Genomic DNA, 16,331 nt, shown 5'->3' with positions numbered 1-16,331 from the left:
TGTGCGGAATTTTCATTCGGATGGACGGAGGTACGGTCGCTGGATCTTCTTCCAGGACTCGTAAGTTGTCCGTGCCTTCTTGGTGGACTCCAGTTCGGAGGTGGCCGATACCGGTACATCCCACCAGGATTCGCTGTCCGGGGCGCCGATCAGCGGATCGGTTTCGACGTGGATGACGGTGCTGGTGTCGCTTGCTTTGGCAACCTTGATCGCGTCGGCGAACTCGGCAGCGGTGTTGGCGCGGATGACGTCGACACCGAGGCTGGCAGCGTTCGCGGCCAGATCGACCGGGAGAACCCCTCCGTCGAGACGTCCGTCATTCGAGCGGTAGCGGTACTGCGTGCCGAAGCGCTGGGAACCCAGCGACTCGGACAGTGAACCGATGGAGGCAAATCCGTGATTCTGCACCAGGACGACGATGACCTTGAGGCGTTCCTGTACGGCGGTGACCAATTCGGTGGCCATCATCAGATAGGAACCGTCTCCGACCATCACGAACACGTCGCGATCGGGGCACGCCATGCGGACGCCTAGACCGCCGGCAACTTCGTATCCCATGCACGAGTACCCGTATTCGACGTGATACCCCTTGGAATCACGGGTTCGCCACAGCTTGTGGAGGTCACCCGGCATGGACCCGGCAGCGCACACCACGACGTCACGTGGATCGGACAGTGTGTTGACCAGGCCGATCACCTGATTCTGATTCAGTGACCCGTCGGCAGCGGGTTCGGCTGGGTTGTAGACGGATTCGACGATCGCATCCCAATCGCGAGCGAGGTCACCGATCCTGGACGCATATTCGTCGTCCACCCGGTAGTCGTTCAGTGCAAGTGCCAGCGCGTCGAGTGCCTCACGTGCGTCGGCGACAACGCTGACTCCGCCCTGCTTCACGGAGTCCAGTGATGCGACGTTGATGTTGACGAAGCGAACGTCGGGATTGGTGAACGCGGTGCGGGACGCGCTCGTGAAATCGCTGTACCGCGTACCGATTCCGATGACGACGTCAGCCTCGGTGGCCAGTGCGTTTGCAGCCGTAGTGCCGGTGGACCCCACCGCCCCGACGGATTGTGGATGGTCGTAGACCAATGAACCCTTGCCGGCCTGGCTCTGCCCCACGGGGATTCCGGTCTGCGCGCAGAACGCTGCCAGAGAGTCGGTGGCCTGGCTGTAGATCACGCCGCCGCCGGCGACGATCAGTGGCTTGCGAGCCGAGCGGATGATCGCGGCGGCGCGTTCGATCACCGATCGTTCGGGGAGCGGGCGGGCCACGTGCCACACCCGTTCGGCGAAGAAGGACTCGGGCCAGTCGAAAGCCTCGGCCTGCACGTCCTGCGGGATGGCGATGGTGACCGCGCCGGTCTCGACGGGATCAGTGAGAACGCGCATCCCGGCGAGCAGAGCGCTCGGCAACTGCTCCGGGCGCCATACCCGATCGAAGTATCGTGAGACGGGTTTGAAAGCGTCGTTGACTGTGACGTCGCCGCTCGACGGGAGTTCGAGTTCCTGTAAGACGGGGGCACTGGCGCGGGTCGCGAAAGTGTCTGCGGGAAGGAGTAATACAGGTAGACGATTGATGGTGGCCAGTGCCGCGCCGGTGACCATATTGGTGGCACCGGGGCCGACGCTGGACGAGACCGCCCACGTCTGCAGGCGGTCCTTCATGCGGGCGTGCGCGACAGCCGAGTGCACCATCGCCTGTTCATTGCGGCCGAGCACGTAGGGGAGTGTCGGCTCACGGCCGGCGTCGAGATCCTGGATCTCGGCCTGCAAGAGTGCCTGCCCCAGTCCGGCGACGTTGCCGTGCCCGAAGATTCCGAAGCAGCCGGCGAACAGCTTGGTGCGCTGGCCGTCGCGTTCGGTGTACTGGTTGGCGAGGAAGCGGACGACAGCTTGAGAAACGGTCAGGTATACGGTCGGCTCGTCGCGAGGTGGACGATTGCCGGTTGCGTTGTTGGTGGGTGCCACAGCTTTCACTTCCGTCAGTTGTGGGACTGCAACGGCAGTCGAGGGTCGATGTCCTGGTGATCCCAGCTTCCACGTAGCCAGGTGTGTTGCGGATCGTCACAGATGTTCCACGCCCGGATCTCGCCCGAACCTGCCATGACATTGAGGTAGTACATGTGGTGGCCCGGCGCTGCGATGGACGGGCCGTGATAGCCGTGCGGCACGAGGACGACGTCGCCCGAGCGGACTTCCTCGAGCACCTCGATAGGTCTCTCGGCGGTTCCGTACACGCGGTGGTAGCCGAAACCTTCGGTCCCGGTGGGGCTTCTGTCGATCTCGAAGTAGTAGATCTCTTCCAGGGCCGATTCGACGTCGCTGTTCTCGTCGTGTTTGTGGCTGGGATACGACGACCAGTTCCCGCCGGGGGTGATGACCTCACACGCGATGATGGAGTCGGCCTCGAAGGTGTCTGCAGTGGCGAAGTTGTGAACCTGTCGGCTGCAGTTCCCGGCGCCGCGGAGCTCGACCGCAACTCCTGAAGCCGGACCGTAGCGATGGGGGAGCTTGGCGCCGGCGCGCGCTCCGCACAGGGCGAAGCGGCCTCCGCCCGTGCTGCTGACCGAGTAGTCGGCGTCGCGACCGACGTACGCGAAATCGCTCGGACCGTCGAAAACCGATGCGCGGCCGGTCAGGGGAATCTCCGTCCCCTCGGCAACAACCACGGCCGAACCCGCCAGTGGAACGACGATGATCTCGTTCTCGCCGGACTGCAGGTGGACGTCAGCGCCAGGGGCGAGTTCGAGTGTCCACAAGCTGGATTCGGTCCACCCGGCGGACTCCGGCGTGACCACTGTCGTGAAATCACCGTCGGCGGACGATCCGGCGGGGACGTAGTACTTGCTGAACATCTTGCTCCTGCCAGGTCGGTTCTAGTGGACGAGCTTGACTGCGGTGTCGACGGCCGCGGTGACGTCGCCGTCGGGTGGGTAGAGCAGCGCGCGTCCGACGATCAGTCCGCGCACGGACGGCAGCTGAAGTGCAGCGTCCCACTTTGCGTACGTTTCTTCCGGCGCGATCTGCGGATCTCCCCCCAGGAGGAGCGTCGGGAGGGTGGTCGCATCCATGACGCGTTCCATCTCGTCGACGACCGGCAGTTTCATCCACGTGTACGCCGAGGTGGAGCCGAGACCTTGGGAGATGTGGATGGATTTGATGACGGCGTCGGGGCTGAGATCGTTGACGACCTTGCCGTTCACGCGGCTGGAGAGGAACGGCTCGAGCATCGCGATCAGTCCGGCCGCGGCCAGTTCGTCCACGGCTTCGGCACATGCCGTCATGGTGGGCAGTGTGCCCGCGTCGTCGAGTGCGATGCGTAGCAGCATCTTTCCGCCGTTCATTCCAAACTTCGCGGTGCCCGCCGCGGTATATCCGGTCATGCGGTCGTCGAGTTCGAAGCTCGCGCCTGCCAGGCCGCCGCGGTTCATCGACGAGAAGACGACCTTGTCGTCGAGGGCGCCGAGGAGGAGCAGATCGTCGAGAATGTCCGCGGTGCCGAGAACGCCGTCGACTCCGGGATTGTCGAGCGCAGTTCGTAATCTGTCGAGCAGATCTGTACGACTGTTCATCGCTGTCGGCTTGCCACCGACAGACAGTGCCCCACGGGCCGGGTGATCGGCAGCGACGATCATCAGTCGACCATTGCCTCGAACAGTGGCGCGAGGAGTTCGCGCTGCCCAGGCCTTTTCGATGATCTGCGGATCGCTCGCACGCAGTTCCGTCACTTCGGCGTAGGTGGTGGCGAGGGGGCGGGCGGCGAGCTTGTCAGACATTGACTGCCTCCGTGGCTGTGGCTTCGGCGAGATCGTGGACTTCTTCGGCGGTCGGCATCGCAGTGGAGCATTCGAGCCGAGATGCGACTATCGCGCCGGCCGCGTTGGCGTACCGCAGTACCTTCTCCAGCGGCCACCCGGCCAACAGTCCGTGGCACAGTGATCCGCCGAAGCTGTCGCCTGCTCCCAGCCCGTTGACCACGTCGACGGCGTTGGGCGGCACGGTGATCGATTGCTTTCGCGTTTTGCCGAGTACGCCCTTCGGGCCCTGCTTCACGATGGCCAGTTCGACGCCGAGGTCGAGAAGCGCGTCGGCGGCCTTGTTCGGATTGGTCTCACCGACCGCGATCTCGCACTCTTCGCGGTTTCCGACGGCTACTGTCACGTGCGCCAGAGCGCGCTGCACCTGATTGGTTGCTTCTTGGGGCGTCGACCAGAACATCGGGCGGTAGTCCAGATCGAGGACCGTCAGCGGGCGTCGTTCGCGGGCTTCCCAGGCCGCGAAGTGTGCACTGCGACTCGGTTCTTCGGACAGCCCCGTCACAGTCGACCAGTAGAGGGACGCTGTTCGAACGGCGTCGAGGTCGATGTCTTCCGGGGTGATCCGAAGATCGGGCGCGTGCGGCTTGCGGTAGAAGTACAGCGGAAAGTCGTCAGGAGGGAAGATCTCGCAGAACGTCACCGGTGTCGGGTACTCGGAATTGGTGACGACAAACCTGTTGTCGACGCCCAGACGTGCCAACTCGCGTGTGACGAACTTCCCGAAAGGATCGCTGCCTACGCCGGAGATCAGTGCTGCTCGCCGGCCGAGGCGTGCAGCCGCCACCGAGACATTGGCTGCGCTGCCGCCGAGGAACTTGCCGAACGTCTCGACGTCCTCGAGTCCGACACCGGTCTGAAGTGGGTAGATGTCCACCCCCGATCGGCCGATGGCAAGCACGTCGAAGGGTGCGTCAGGGATGTGTGACCCGCTCTGGTGAGTGTTGATGCTTGTCAAAACTGACTCCCGAGAGTTCGTGGTGGGTTGCCCACGCAGGGCACCGATGTATGACTGAAACTGTGCGCCGCGACACAGCTATTGTCAATAGTTTGTCTGGACATTATGACTTGCGGTCAAGTGAATGTTAGTGTTCGCATACACTGCCGAGAGAAGTAGCGTCGATACGGCGCCTTCCCAAGACAGATCGGAGTTGGCCGTGGTCGCAGCACTCGCCGTCGAGTTGGACCGCTCGAGCCCGGTGCCGCTGTATTTTCAGCTGGCACAGGCAATCGAGGGCGCTATTCTCGGTGGCGAACTTGCCCCAGGTGATCGCTTCGAGAATGAACTGGCGTTGGCCAAACGGCTCAATCTCTCACGTCCGACCACTCGACGCGCGATCCAGGAGCTGGTGGACAAGGGACTACTTGTTCGTAAGCGGGGAGTCGGAACTCAGGTGGTGCAAAGTCCGGTGCACCGCCCGGTCGAGCTCACCAGCCTGTTCGACGACCTTGCGAGGGCCGGCCAGGCGCCGACGACCAAGCTGCTCGAGTTCACGGTGGGAGTTCCCGCCGAGGACGTTGCCGCGGAACTCAACCTCGAACCTGACGCCGAAGTGGCCACCATCAGGCGTCTGCGAAGCACCAACGGCGAACCGCTTGCCGTGATGACCAACTACATTCCGGTGGACATCGCACCCGATCCCGAGGAGTTGGAGACGCAGGGGCTGTACCAAACCTTGCGAACTCGCGGCGTTCACATCCGTGTGGCGCGGCAGCGAATCGGCGCTCGGGCGGCGACTCGCGAAGAAGCAGGATTGCTCGACGAGAAAGTGGGTGCTGCCCTCTTGACCATGAGCCGCACTGCATTTGACGATTCAGGTAGCGCCGTCGAGTACGGCAGCCACTGCTACCGAGCGTCGCGTTACTACTTCGACACCACCGTGGTCGACCGCTAGATCTCGATCCCGGTGACACGAGTACCCGCCTGACCGAGTCAGTGGGGGTGATTTGTGATCCCAGCATTTCTGCGATCCTTCGATCATTTGACCCGAACGGAGCCTCATGACAGGCATTTCAGTAGCAGTTGCCGGATTCGGATGGATGGGCCGCGTCCACACGCAGGCGTATCTGCGTCTGCGGCAGCACTATCCGCAGCTTCCCGTGATCCGCCTGGCCGCCGTCGCCGACGAGGTGCCTGGCAGAGGGGAGGAAGCAGCGGACCAGTTCGGTTTCGAAGCTTTCACCCAGGATTGGCGCGATATCGCAGCCGATCCGGCCATCGACGCGGTGAGCATCACGGCCCCGAACTTCTTGCACCGTGAAATCGGCGTCGCAATGGCAGAGGCCGGCAAACACATCTGGATCGAGAAGCCCGTCGGCTTGTCCACGGAAGACGCCAAAGCTGTTGCCGTAGCAGTCTCGAAGGCCGGTGTGCAGTCGACCGTCGGCTTCAACTACCGAAACGCGCCGGCTGTGGCCCTGGCAAAGAGCCTGATCGACTCAGGGGAGTTGGGCACGATCACGCACTCGCGTTTTCGTTTCCTCAGCGACTATGCGGCCCACCCTGAAGGTGCTTTGAGTTGGCGATACGAGCGTGAGCGCGGCGGCGCGGGCGTCCTGGGCGACTTGGCTTCGCACGGCATCGATCTGATTCGTCATCTTCTCGGTGACGTCGACGCTCTCGTTGCGGATACTGCGATCTTCATCCCGGAGCGTGCGCGTCCGTCCGCCGCTACCAGTGGACATGCGCGGGCCAGCGGTGGGGAGATGGGGGCTGTCGAGAACGAAGACTTCGTCAGCGCACTGCTGCGCCTCGGGTCGGGTGGCCGGTGCACCCTCGAAGCATGCCGCGTCGCCGTGGGAGAGCAGAACAATTACGGATTCGAGATTCACGGCACGAAAGGTGCCGTGTTCTGGGACTACCGCCGGATGGGTGAACTGGGCACCAGCCTCGGCTCGAAGTACCAGGACCAATCCGTCACGACGGTTCTGGTCGGCCCAGAGTCGGGTGAGTTCGGCCGCTTCCAGCCTGGCGCGGCCAACGCGATGGGCTACGACGACCTGAAAGTGATCGAGGCTCGCAATTTCATCGCCTCGATCGTGGACGGAGCGCCGCAGGGCGCGACCATCGCTGATGCAGTCGCGTCCGCACAGGCTCTGGACGCGATGGTCGCCTCGGTGACCTCCGGCAGCTGGATTTTTCTCGGCTGATCGACAGCTCCTCCGAAAGTCTCTGGTGCAGTGACATTTCCCCGCGGACTGGCGCTGCTCGTGGCAGCAGCGCTGTTCATGGAGATGCTGGACGCGACGATTCTCGCAACGGCACTGCCGTCGATCGCCCAATCTTTCGGAGTTGACGCCGTCGACGTCAATGTCGCCGTTTCTTCGTACCTCCTGGTGTTGGCCGTCCTGATCCCGGCGAGCGGATGGATGGCCGACAGATTCGGAACGCGACGTGTCTTCATCTCTGCCATAGCCGTTTTCACGGTGGCGTCGGTGGGATGTGCACTGAGCACCTCCCTCCCGATGCTGGTGGGAATGCGTGCTTTACAAGGGGTAGGCGGCGCCATGATGGTGCCGGTAGGGCGGCTCGCAGTATTGCGGGTGACGTCGAAGGCGGAACTCGTACGGGCTATCGCCTACTTGACGTGGCCGGCGCTCACAGCGCCGGTTCTTGCGCCCGCTGTGGGTGGAGCCATCGTGTCGATCGCTTCGTGGCGCTGGATCTTTCTGATCAACGTTCCGATCGGGATCGTCGGGTTTCTGCTGGCATTGCGCATGGTGCCCGACATTCGGCAAACGCAGAAACGGAGCCTTGACTGGCTGGGATTGGTGGTGATCGGAGCAGGCGTCGCAGTGCTTGTCGTGGCGCTCGAGAGCGTGCACAGTGCCGGAACCGACTGGCTAAGAGTGGGCCTCGGGATCGTTGCGGCTCTGATCTTGTTGAGCTTGGCCGTCATTCACCTCGTCCGGTCGGATCACCCGCTCATCGCGCTCGGCGTCCTCCGGCTTCGATCGTTTCGGCTCGTCGCGTCGAGCGGCTCGCTGTACCGGCTCGTGATCATGGGCGTGCCGTTTGTGCTGCCGTTGTTGTTCCAAGTGGGATTCGAAATGTCGGCGTTCAAGGCCGGTCTGCTGGTGATGGCTCTGTTCGCGGGGAATATCGCGATCAAACCGCTCACCACTCCGCTCATGCGCAGGTTCGGGATCAGACTAGTTCTGGTGGGAAACGGAGTTCTGTCGGTGGTGTGCTTCGGTGCCCTGGTACTGATCTCGTCGACGACACCGGACGTCGTAATCGCTGTCGCACTGTTTGTCAGTGGCGCGTTGCGATCCATCGGGTTCACCGCGTACAACAGCTTGGCGTTCGCCGACGTCGACTCGGGTGAGCTGACCGATGCCAATACTCTGCATGCAACGCTGCAAGAGTTGGCGTCCGGTCTGGGTATTGCACTGTCCGCTTTGGTGATCACGCTCTGTACACCGTTGGCGGAGTCGGAGGATCTGAGCGGCGGAGTGCCGTTTTCTCTTACGCTGGGTGTTCTCGGGGCCATGCTGGTGCCGACGGTGATCGAGAGTTGGCGGCTCCCACGCGATACGGGTGCTGTGGTGTTGGTGCGCTGATGAAGCGTCTTCCGCCACCTTCATCATAACGCGGGACCCGGGGCTTGCGGCAAGGCCCCGGTGATGGTGCACACTCGTCTGCTGCGAGCAAGCAAAAGCCTTGCCCGGAGGAGGGGATCGCATGAGTGACGTCATCATTGTCGGTGCTGGACCAACTGGATTGATGCTGGCAGGTGAGCTCCGGCTGCAGGGCGTCGATGTCGTCGTCGTGGACAAGGACGAGGAGCCGACTCAGTTCGTCCGTGCTCTCGGCATCCATGTGCGCAGCATCGAAATCATGGAGCAGCGCGGGTTGCTGGACAAGTTCCTCGCGCACGGCCGCAAGTATCCGCTCGGTGGATTCTTCGCGGGGATCAGCAAACCGGCACCGGCGCACCTCGATACTGCGCACGGGTACGTACTGGGCATTCCTCAGCCCGAGATCGACAGGATTCTTGCCGAACATGCCACCGAAGTCGGTGCGGACATTCAGCGAGGGAAGCGCGTCGTCGCGATCCGTCAAGATACCGATAGCGTCACAGCGGAATTATCCGACGGCACAACACTTCACGCGCGTTATCTCGTGGGCTGCGACGGCGGCCGCAGCACTGTTCGGAAGCTGATCGACGTCGGGTTTCCCGGCGAGCCGTCGAGCGCCGACACGCTGATCGGCGAAATGGACGTGACCATGCCGGCTGATGAACTGGCCGCCGTTGTCGCCGAAATCCGGGAAACGCACAAACGATTCGGAGTCGGTCCCGCCGGTAACGGCGCTTTTCGTGTCGTGGTCCCTGCGGCCGAAGTTGCCGACGGTCGCGCAACACCGACCACCCTCGACGACATCAAACAACAGCTACTGGCCATTGCGGGTACCGACTTCGGTGTGCACTCGCCGCGGTGGCTCTCGCGCTTCGGCGACGCCACCCGTCTAGCGGAGCACTACCGGCGCGACCGGGTGTTCCTCGCCGGCGATGCCGCACACATCCACCCACCGATGGGCGGTCAAGGTCTCAATCTCGGTGTGCAAGATGCCTTCAACCTCGGCTGGAAGCTCGCCGCCGAGATCAATGGCTGGGCACCGGACGTCCTGCTCGACACGTACGAATCGGAACGGCGTCCGGTGGCTGCCGACGTTCTCGACAACACGCGCGCGCAGGCGGAGCTGATCTCCACCGCTGCCGGTCCACAAGCCGTGCGGCGCTTGATCTCCGAGCTGATGGAATTCGAAGACGTCAAGCGCTATCTGACCGAGAAGATCACTGCGATCTCGATTCGCTACGATTTCGGCGAAGGCGACGACTTACTCGGTCGGCGGCTGCGGAACATCGCGTTGACCCGCGGCAACCTGTACGACCTGATGCGATCCGGCCGCGGACTTCTTCTCGACCAGGGTAGCCAACTGGCGGTAGATGGTTGGAGCGATCGAGTCGACCACGTAGTCGACACCAGCACCGAATTGGACTCACCGGCTGTCCTGCTTCGACCGGACGGTCACGTGGCATGGGTGGGGGATTCGCAGGTGGAGTTGGATACTCAGCTGTCCACGTGGTTCGGCCGGCCGGCGACGGGCCCCGTGTGACTCTTCGGATTCGGCAACCGAGCACCGTGGCGACTCGGACGCACTACCGTTGACGACTATGAGGCGAAGGTCAGCACAGGTTGCGGCTGCGGCAGCGGGCTCTGTGGGAGCGCTGATGCTGACAAGCTGCACGACCAATGTCGATGTGCCGAAAACCTTTGCCGCCACGATAACGGTGACCGGTCAGGCAGAGCAGGCCGAGACGGTCTCTGGAGAGTGCGTGATCGACATGATTCGTGTTGCTCCGAACGACCAGATTCAGATTTTCGGGGGCAGCGGCGCTGCATCCACAAGGTCGGCACTCGAGGTCGAGGCAATCGATCAACTTCCCGACGGAATGAGCACCTGCTCCTACACCGCACATTTTGATGCCGTCCCCGCAAACCAGAGAAACTATGAGGTGAGCTTGGGCCACTTCTCTCCGGAGTCCTTCAGCTCAGATGAGTTGGAGAACGGTGTCACCTATCAACTTCGCCGGCCCTGACTGAACCAGTTCTCCCTCGCGTTGTATCCGGTCCGACTTTCACTGAGCTCGCTTGGTGGTCCCGTCGCTTCCGCGCTGTCGAGCCTTACCGGGGTTGATGTGGAGCCGAACACCCTCGTAGGCGACTGTGTACGGCACATCGTCGTCGTTGTCCGGGTCGCCGGAGTCCGCAGGATCCGGAAGTTCCGCGATCTGTTCGATGACAGTCTGTGCTCGCGCCGCACCGGGATCGAACATCTCCTGAAACGGCCCGACGAACGATCCGCCGAGTCCGCGGCGCTTCGCCCGAACGGCGGCCCACCCGAACACGGCCAACGGGCCGATCATGGCGAACAGCACTAACAAGTCCCACCCCATGCCACGAGCATACCGACTGACCGGCATTGGGGCGGTCCGAGTCTCGTCAGCGCTGTCGTCCCTCAGGCCATTCGTCTCTCGGACTGTGCCTTCAGCAACTCGGCCAGATGGTCAGGCGAGATCCGCTCGCGAACCGCCTCCATCACTAGTTCGGCCTGCGTCTGAGGCGTGAGGCCGTCGATCGGTTGGTCTCGGTCCAGATTGGTCGGGAAGGCGTAGCCCTCGGCCGAGGCGGCGACGGCACACCGAACTGCCTCGTCGGAACCTGCTTCGCTGAGAGCGAGCAGTGCCGGATAGATCGCGTTGACGAGCGCGTCCCGGTCAATGGTTCCGAGGGCGCGACCGAAGGCTGACGACACCTGAAGAAGATTTGCCATGCGCAGGACGTCGGCGGATTTGTTGTGGCCGGCGGCGTGGAACAGTGCAGGGTTGAAGAAGACGGCATCTCCCTTCTCCAAAGGTAATTGGACGTAATTGGCCTCGAAGAACTCCTTGAACTCGGGACGCTCGAACGCGAGGTATCCGGATTCGAATTGTTGGGAGTACGGCAGATATTTCGTCGGGCCCGTCTCGACCGGCATGTCCACATGGGCGACTGCACCTTGCAAGGTGAGGGCGGGGGTCAAGCGATGAACGTGCGCTCGGAACTTCGCAGCGACGTCGCTCGACATGAAACCGAGGTGGTAGTCGCGATGTGGATTCTGTGCGGCGCCACCGGGATTGACGACGTTGACGTCCGACGTCACCTGATACATGGGGCCGAGCCAGGCTTCCGAAGCCAAAGCGACAATGCTGTTTGCGTAGTAGTCGACGTAAGCCTTGGGATCTTCGAGCGCCAACTTCAGTTGTGCTCCCCAGATCCGGTCATTGGCTCCGGGTTTGGCGAAGTGATCCCCGGACGTCGCGCCGGATTCGTGTTGGCGCGCAATGAGTTCGCGGAAGACCGCACTGGCGCGATCCAATACCTCCGCGTCGAACGCGCCTTGGAAGACCGTGATGCCTGGACCGGTGAGTAACGCGCGGGCGATCTCGTCCTGAATCTCCGCCCGGATTTCAGGATTCGACAATTTGTCGACCAGAGCATCCGAGCGGTAGAGAAGAACGCCGTCGGCCACCGAATGGGCGTACGGGTAATCGACGGGGTCTGTCTCGTGTGCGACCAGAGCGGCGAAGTCTTCGATGTTGCAATCTTCTCGGTGCAATCTACCCGCGAACGGCACGGTGTGGTCGGTCAGTGCTGGAGTCATTCGGGGGCCTTCCTGCGGAGTTCACGATGTGCTGTGACTCAAAGACTGCCAAGGAAAAGCCATCGAAACTACCCCTGAAATCCATCAAAAAGACCTCAGGAAGCGCTCCCCGTGGACTCGACCGGTGACGGAAGATCTGCGCGCTACGACGGGATCACGTTCCTGGGTGAGAGTTAGAGAGTGAAGGCGTTCCGGAAAGCAGTGAGTGCGGTGTCACTGTCTCCGGATGCCCAGCCCTCCAATCCGATCGTGCCGGTGTAACCCTGCTCGGCGAGAACGCGTGCGATGGCTGGGTAGTTGATCTCGCCGGTTCCGGGTTCGCATCGGCCGGGTACGTCGGCCACCTGAATCTCGCCGATGTTGTCACCACAACGCCGCACGAGTTCGATGAGGTTTCCTTCGCCGATCTGTGCGTGGTAGAGGTCGAGCATCATCTTGAGGTTGGGGTGTGAGACGGATTCCACCAGTGCCAGAGTGTCTTTGGCTCTGGCCATCGGTACGCCAGGGTGATCGACGATCGTATTGAGATTCTCGAGGCAGAAGACGACTCCGGCGTCTTCACCCAGTCGCGCGATCTTCTCGAGAGCGCGTTGGGCCGTCAGCCACATCGCTCCCGTAGTTCGATACTGCGGGCGCGCGGCCTGTCCGTCGATCAGCTCGCCGGTATGGAAGTTCAGCCGAGGAACGCCGAGTTTCGCTGCCGGCGCGAGGCATAGCGCCGCTGTACGTACGAGTTCGGCGCTGCCCGCTTCGTCGAACAAATCGCCGTGAAGATAGCCGGTCATCGAGGAGAACCGAGCCCCGGTGGCGACCAGAGCATCGAGGTCCTTGTCTTGCCAACTCCAGATCTCGGCTGCGAACCCCGCCTCCGAGATCCGCCGAATGCGTTCGACGACAGGGAGTTCGGTGAACGTCATCTCGGCAGAGACCGCCAAATCGAAGGGGCTCACTGCGGCACCGACAGCAGCGATACGGGCAGTCCGGTTTCCACGGATTCTTTTGCAGCCAGTGCGATTTCCAGGGCGTTGCGAGCATCGAGACCGTCGACCGACGGCGCGCTGCCGGAGCGGATGCAGTCTGCGAAGTGCGCTAGCTGGGCAACATAGGCGTCGTGAAACAGTTCGATGTTCACCCGAGGTGTGTCGGCCAGAACGCCCGGTGAGCTGTAATGACGCATCGCGGTCCGCGTGACCTCGCCTGCACTCACCATTCCACCGGAACCGAAAACCTCGCCGCGAACGTCGTAACCGTAGGTGGCCTGGAAGTTGGCCTCGGCCGACGCGAAGGCGCCGTTGTCGAACCGCAACTGAACCATCGACGTATCGAGGTACCCCTGCTCCTTGTACTGCGGATGGACGAGAGCATCGGCCTGCGCGAACACCTCGACGACGCGTGCCCCCGGGTTGAGCCAGAGCAGGGCGTCGAAGTCGTGAATCAGTGTCTCGTTGAAGATCGTCCACGGCTTGACTCGAGAGGCGACGTCGGCGGTGATTCCCGGATCGCGAGTCAGAGAGCGAAGTAGCTGCGGGGTCCCGATTCCGCCGGAGGTGATCACGTCGTGGGCCGCCGCGAAATCGGCGGCGAAACGGCGATTGAAACCGACCTGCAGCGCAACATTGTTCGCGGCGCATGCGCCGATTGCGCGATCGGCGTCCTCGAGTGTCAAAGCCATCGGCTTTTCGCAGAAGACATGCTTGCCGGCCTCCGCTGCTGCTACCACGAGATCGGTGTGAGTTGATGCGGGCGTACTGATGAGCACCGCTTCGACGGTCGGATCGGCAATCAGCTCAAGGGCGTCGGTGTACGCGCGGGCGTCGGGACTGACACGTTCGATCAACGACGCCGCAGCGCCGGGCGCAGGATCGGCGACGGCGACGAGACGGGTGCCGGGGATACGCAGCGCGACGGACTCGCCGTGGAAACGGCCGATCCATCCAGCGCCGATCAGACCGACTGCAACAGAGGCAGACATGGGGGCTCCGTTCGGAGTGAGGATGAGGAACTAGATCGTTCTAGTCGTGTCAGTAAAGCGCTGGTTGCCTCGTGCGTCAACGTTTCGGCGTGTATTCGCTGGAACGATCTAGTCTGTGGAGGTGAACAGTCGACGCCCCACCTTGCAAGACGTAGCAGACCTGGCCGGTGTGTCACGCGCACTGGTGTCCATCGTCATTCGCGATGTCCCGGGTGCCAGCGATGCGACGCGGGTACGGGTCAAGGCGGCCGCGGACGAACTCGGCTATCGACCCGACAACGCGGCGCGACTGCTGCGCCAGCATCGCAGCCGCCTGATCGGTGTCAGTTATGTTGCCGCGCAAACCTTTCACGCGGAGCTGCTCGACGAGATCTACGACGCAGCCGAACGCTTGCGCTACGACGTCGTTCTCAGCGCTGTCTCGGACCGCAGGCCTGGCTCGCGCGCCGTGCGCACCCTGCTCGACGACCGATGCGAGGCGATCTTGCTGTTGGGTTCGCAGGCGCCGGAATCGGAGATCGTCGACCTGGCGGCCAAGGTTCCCGTCGTCGTGCTCGCCCGGAAGATGCCCTCAGCACATGTGGACGTTGTCCGCACGGACGACGAGGCGGGCGCCGTGATGGCCGTGAATCATCTCGTCGGACTCGGGCACCGCTCGATTGTCCATGTCGACGGCGGACGCGGTCCGGGCGCCCAGGAGAGGCGTCAGGGCTACCGGAAGGCCATGCGGGCGGCCGGACTGGAATCGCGGATACTTCCCGGCGGCCTCACGGAGGAGTTCGGCGCGGACGCCGCGCGGTCGATGGTCGAACAAGGGATTCCCGGTGCGGTCTTCGCTTTCAATGATCGCTGCGCGCTGGGGGTTCTCGACGTCTTCCTGCGTGCCGGGGTCTCGGTGCCCGGCGACGTCTCCGTGATCGGATTCGACAACAGTGCATTGGCAGGTTTGGTGCACATCGATCTGACCAGCGTCGGGCAGGACACGGCGTTTCTGGGTGGCGCCGCGGTGGAGCGAATCTCCGAACGTCTCGATGGCGGAAGTGGACTCTTGGGCAAGGACATAGTCGCGCAACCACAACTAGTGGTTCGAGGTTCAACTGGACCTGCAGCGCGTTGACCTGGCCTTTCCACTCCCTTCAGTTTGTCTGGCCTTTGATAAGCAGTCCTAATGTCAGAACAAACTATTGACATTCGACTGTGACGGGTATTACATCTTTCACATACAACCGAGCACCATCCGTTCGCGGGCCGTTGGTTGATGTCGAGAGGGAGTTCGCATGTCGTTTCTCACGGGGCGCAAGAGCGTTGCCGTACTGGCCGGAGCCTCAGTCGTGGTCTTGGGTCTGGCCGCCTGTTCCAGCACCGGCGGTAAGCCGGATTCATCCGGATCCGGAATGGGCGCGGGTACGGCGGACACGCCCCGCGCCACCATTGCGATGATCACCCACGAAGTTCCCGGTGACACGTTCTGGGATCTGGTGCGCAAGGGAGCCGAAACCGCAGCGGCGAAGGACAACATCGAACTTCGGTACTCCGCCGATCCCGAGGCACCGAATCAGGCCAACTTGGTTCAGAGCGCGATCGACAGCAAGGTCGACGGGATTGCCGTTACCCTCGCGAAGCCCGACGCCATGGTTGCCGCGGTCCAAAGTGCCACCGCCGCGGGCATTCCGGTGGTCGCCCTCAACTCGGGCCTCGAAACCTGGAAGGACATGGGCGTCAAGGAGTACTTCGGTCAGGACGAGTCGATTGCCGGTGAAGCTGCCGGCGAGCGACTCAACACCGAAGGTGCGACCAAGGTGCTGTGCGTGATTCAGGAGCAGGGCAACGTGAGCCTCGAATCACGGTGCGCCGGTGTGAAGAAGTCGTTCAAGGGAACGACGGAGATTCTCAACGTCAACGGCAAGGACATGCCGTCGGTGGAGTCGACCATCACCGCGAAACTTCAACAGGACCCGGCAATCGATCGAGTTCTCGCGCTCGGTGCGCCGTTCGCATTGACGTCCGTGACGTCGGTCGGCAATGCGGGCAGCAAGGCGAAGGTCGTCACCTTCGACACCAACGCGGCGCTCGTCGACGCCATCAAATCCGGTGACGTGCAGTGGGCAGTGGACCAGCAACCCTTCCTGCAGGGCTACCTCGCCATCGATTCGCTGTGGCTTTACCTCAACAACGGCAACGTGATCGGTGGTGGCTTGCCCACCCTGACCGGACCCGCGTTCATCGACAACACCAACATCGACTCGGTCGCCGAGTACGCCAAGAACGGAACTCGCTGATCCGGGCGCACGGAGGGCTGAGAGTCCGCCCTCCGTGCGCCTGTCCAGCACGGAAG

The 16,331-nt window shown here is 62.7% G+C and carries 15 protein-coding genes; 7 read left to right on the top strand and 8 right to left on the bottom strand.

Translation table 11 applies throughout. The features are described 5' to 3' along the window. Positions 1-12: 12 nt before the first annotated feature. The 4 genes from iolD to iolC are packed head-to-tail and all read right to left on the bottom strand — an operon-like array spanning position 13 to position 4,773. Positions 13-1,968, bottom strand: coding sequence for a 3D-(3,5/4)-trihydroxycyclohexane-1,2-dione acylhydrolase (decyclizing) (gene iolD, locus P3G66_RS08100; RefSeq protein ID WP_007727369.1), 1,956 nt, complete (start codon positions 1,966-1,968; stop codon positions 13-15). A gap of 14 nt (positions 1,969-1,982) precedes the next feature. Next, on the bottom strand, positions 1,983-2,855 hold the full coding sequence (iolB, locus tag P3G66_RS08095; protein WP_007727367.1) for a 5-deoxy-glucuronate isomerase: 873 nt from the start codon (positions 2,853-2,855) through the stop codon (positions 1,983-1,985). Positions 2,856-2,876: 21 nt separating this feature from the next. Further along, positions 2,877-3,776 carry a hypothetical protein gene (locus P3G66_RS08090; RefSeq protein WP_021332504.1) on the bottom strand — a complete coding sequence of 300 codons (900 nt, stop codon included), beginning with the start codon at positions 3,774-3,776 and terminating at the stop codon, positions 2,877-2,879. Next, the gene (gene iolC, locus P3G66_RS08085) at positions 3,769-4,773 is read right to left on the bottom strand and encodes a 5-dehydro-2-deoxygluconokinase (protein ID WP_193604587.1); all 1,005 of its coding nucleotides are present in this window, start codon (positions 4,771-4,773) and stop codon (positions 3,769-3,771) included. Before iolC ends, P3G66_RS08090 begins: the two co-directional genes overlap by 8 nt. 199 nt (positions 4,774-4,972) lie before the next feature. Between iolC and P3G66_RS08080 the strand changes: the two genes are divergently transcribed. The 5 genes from P3G66_RS08080 to P3G66_RS08060 all read left to right on the top strand — a co-directional run bounded on the left by P3G66_RS08080 (position 4,973) and on the right by P3G66_RS08060 (position 10,420). Next, a complete protein-coding gene (locus P3G66_RS08080) occupies positions 4,973-5,710 on the top strand; it encodes a GntR family transcriptional regulator (protein WP_003941006.1) in 738 nt (245 codons plus the stop codon). A 106-nt stretch (positions 5,711-5,816) separates the two neighbouring features. Further along, the gene (locus P3G66_RS08075) at positions 5,817-6,965 is read left to right on the top strand and encodes a Gfo/Idh/MocA family oxidoreductase (protein ID WP_007727362.1); all 1,149 of its coding nucleotides are present in this window, start codon (positions 5,817-5,819) and stop codon (positions 6,963-6,965) included. A 30-nt stretch (positions 6,966-6,995) separates the two neighbouring features. Then, the gene (locus tag P3G66_RS08070) at positions 6,996-8,378 is read left to right on the top strand and encodes an MFS transporter (RefSeq protein WP_007727359.1); all 1,383 of its coding nucleotides are present in this window, start codon (positions 6,996-6,998) and stop codon (positions 8,376-8,378) included. Positions 8,379-8,499: 121 nt separating this feature from the next. After that, positions 8,500-9,936 carry a rifampin monooxygenase Iri gene (gene iri, locus P3G66_RS08065; protein ID WP_007727353.1) on the top strand — a complete coding sequence of 479 codons (1,437 nt, stop codon included), beginning with the start codon at positions 8,500-8,502 and terminating at the stop codon, positions 9,934-9,936. A 58-nt stretch (positions 9,937-9,994) separates the two neighbouring features. Beyond that, positions 9,995-10,420 (top strand): hypothetical protein, encoded by a 426-nt coding sequence (locus P3G66_RS08060; protein ID WP_100245418.1) that lies wholly within the window; start codon positions 9,995-9,997, stop codon positions 10,418-10,420. Between the two features lie 39 nt (positions 10,421-10,459). Here P3G66_RS08060 and P3G66_RS08055 read toward each other — a convergent pair whose 3' ends face one another. The 4 genes from P3G66_RS08055 to P3G66_RS08040 all read right to left on the bottom strand — a co-directional run bounded on the left by P3G66_RS08055 (position 10,460) and on the right by P3G66_RS08040 (position 13,996). After that, the gene (locus P3G66_RS08055; protein WP_039972802.1) at positions 10,460-10,777 is read right to left on the bottom strand and encodes a hypothetical protein; all 318 of its coding nucleotides are present in this window, start codon (positions 10,775-10,777) and stop codon (positions 10,460-10,462) included. Between the two features lie 62 nt (positions 10,778-10,839). Beyond that, positions 10,840-12,024: a phytanoyl-CoA dioxygenase family protein gene (locus P3G66_RS08050; protein WP_276116372.1), complete on the bottom strand. Its 1,185-nt coding sequence runs from the start codon at positions 12,022-12,024 to the stop codon at positions 10,840-10,842. 173 nt (positions 12,025-12,197) lie between these two features. Beyond that, positions 12,198-12,974: a TIM barrel protein gene (locus P3G66_RS08045; RefSeq protein WP_118602480.1), complete on the bottom strand. Its 777-nt coding sequence runs from the start codon at positions 12,972-12,974 to the stop codon at positions 12,198-12,200. Then, complete coding sequence (locus P3G66_RS08040) at positions 12,971-13,996, bottom strand: Gfo/Idh/MocA family oxidoreductase (RefSeq protein WP_042923507.1); 1,026 nt, start codon at positions 13,994-13,996, stop codon at positions 12,971-12,973. Before P3G66_RS08040 ends, P3G66_RS08045 begins: the two co-directional genes overlap by 4 nt. A gap of 115 nt (positions 13,997-14,111) precedes the next feature. On the opposite strand from P3G66_RS08040, the gene P3G66_RS08035 reads away from it, so the two are divergent. Next, the gene (locus P3G66_RS08035; RefSeq protein ID WP_118602482.1) at positions 14,112-15,113 is read left to right on the top strand and encodes a LacI family DNA-binding transcriptional regulator; all 1,002 of its coding nucleotides are present in this window, start codon (positions 14,112-14,114) and stop codon (positions 15,111-15,113) included. 160 nt (positions 15,114-15,273) lie between these two features. Beyond that, positions 15,274-16,275 carry a substrate-binding domain-containing protein gene (locus P3G66_RS08030; RefSeq protein WP_007727338.1) on the top strand — a complete coding sequence of 334 codons (1,002 nt, stop codon included), beginning with the start codon at positions 15,274-15,276 and terminating at the stop codon, positions 16,273-16,275. The last annotated feature ends 56 nt before the right edge of the window (positions 16,276-16,331 follow it).

This window comes from Rhodococcus sp. C3V (genome assembly GCF_029269915.1).
Lineage (GTDB): Bacteria > Actinomycetota > Actinomycetes > Mycobacteriales > Mycobacteriaceae > Rhodococcus_F > Rhodococcus_F qingshengii.
This window is presented reverse-complemented; position numbering and strand designations above follow the sequence as displayed.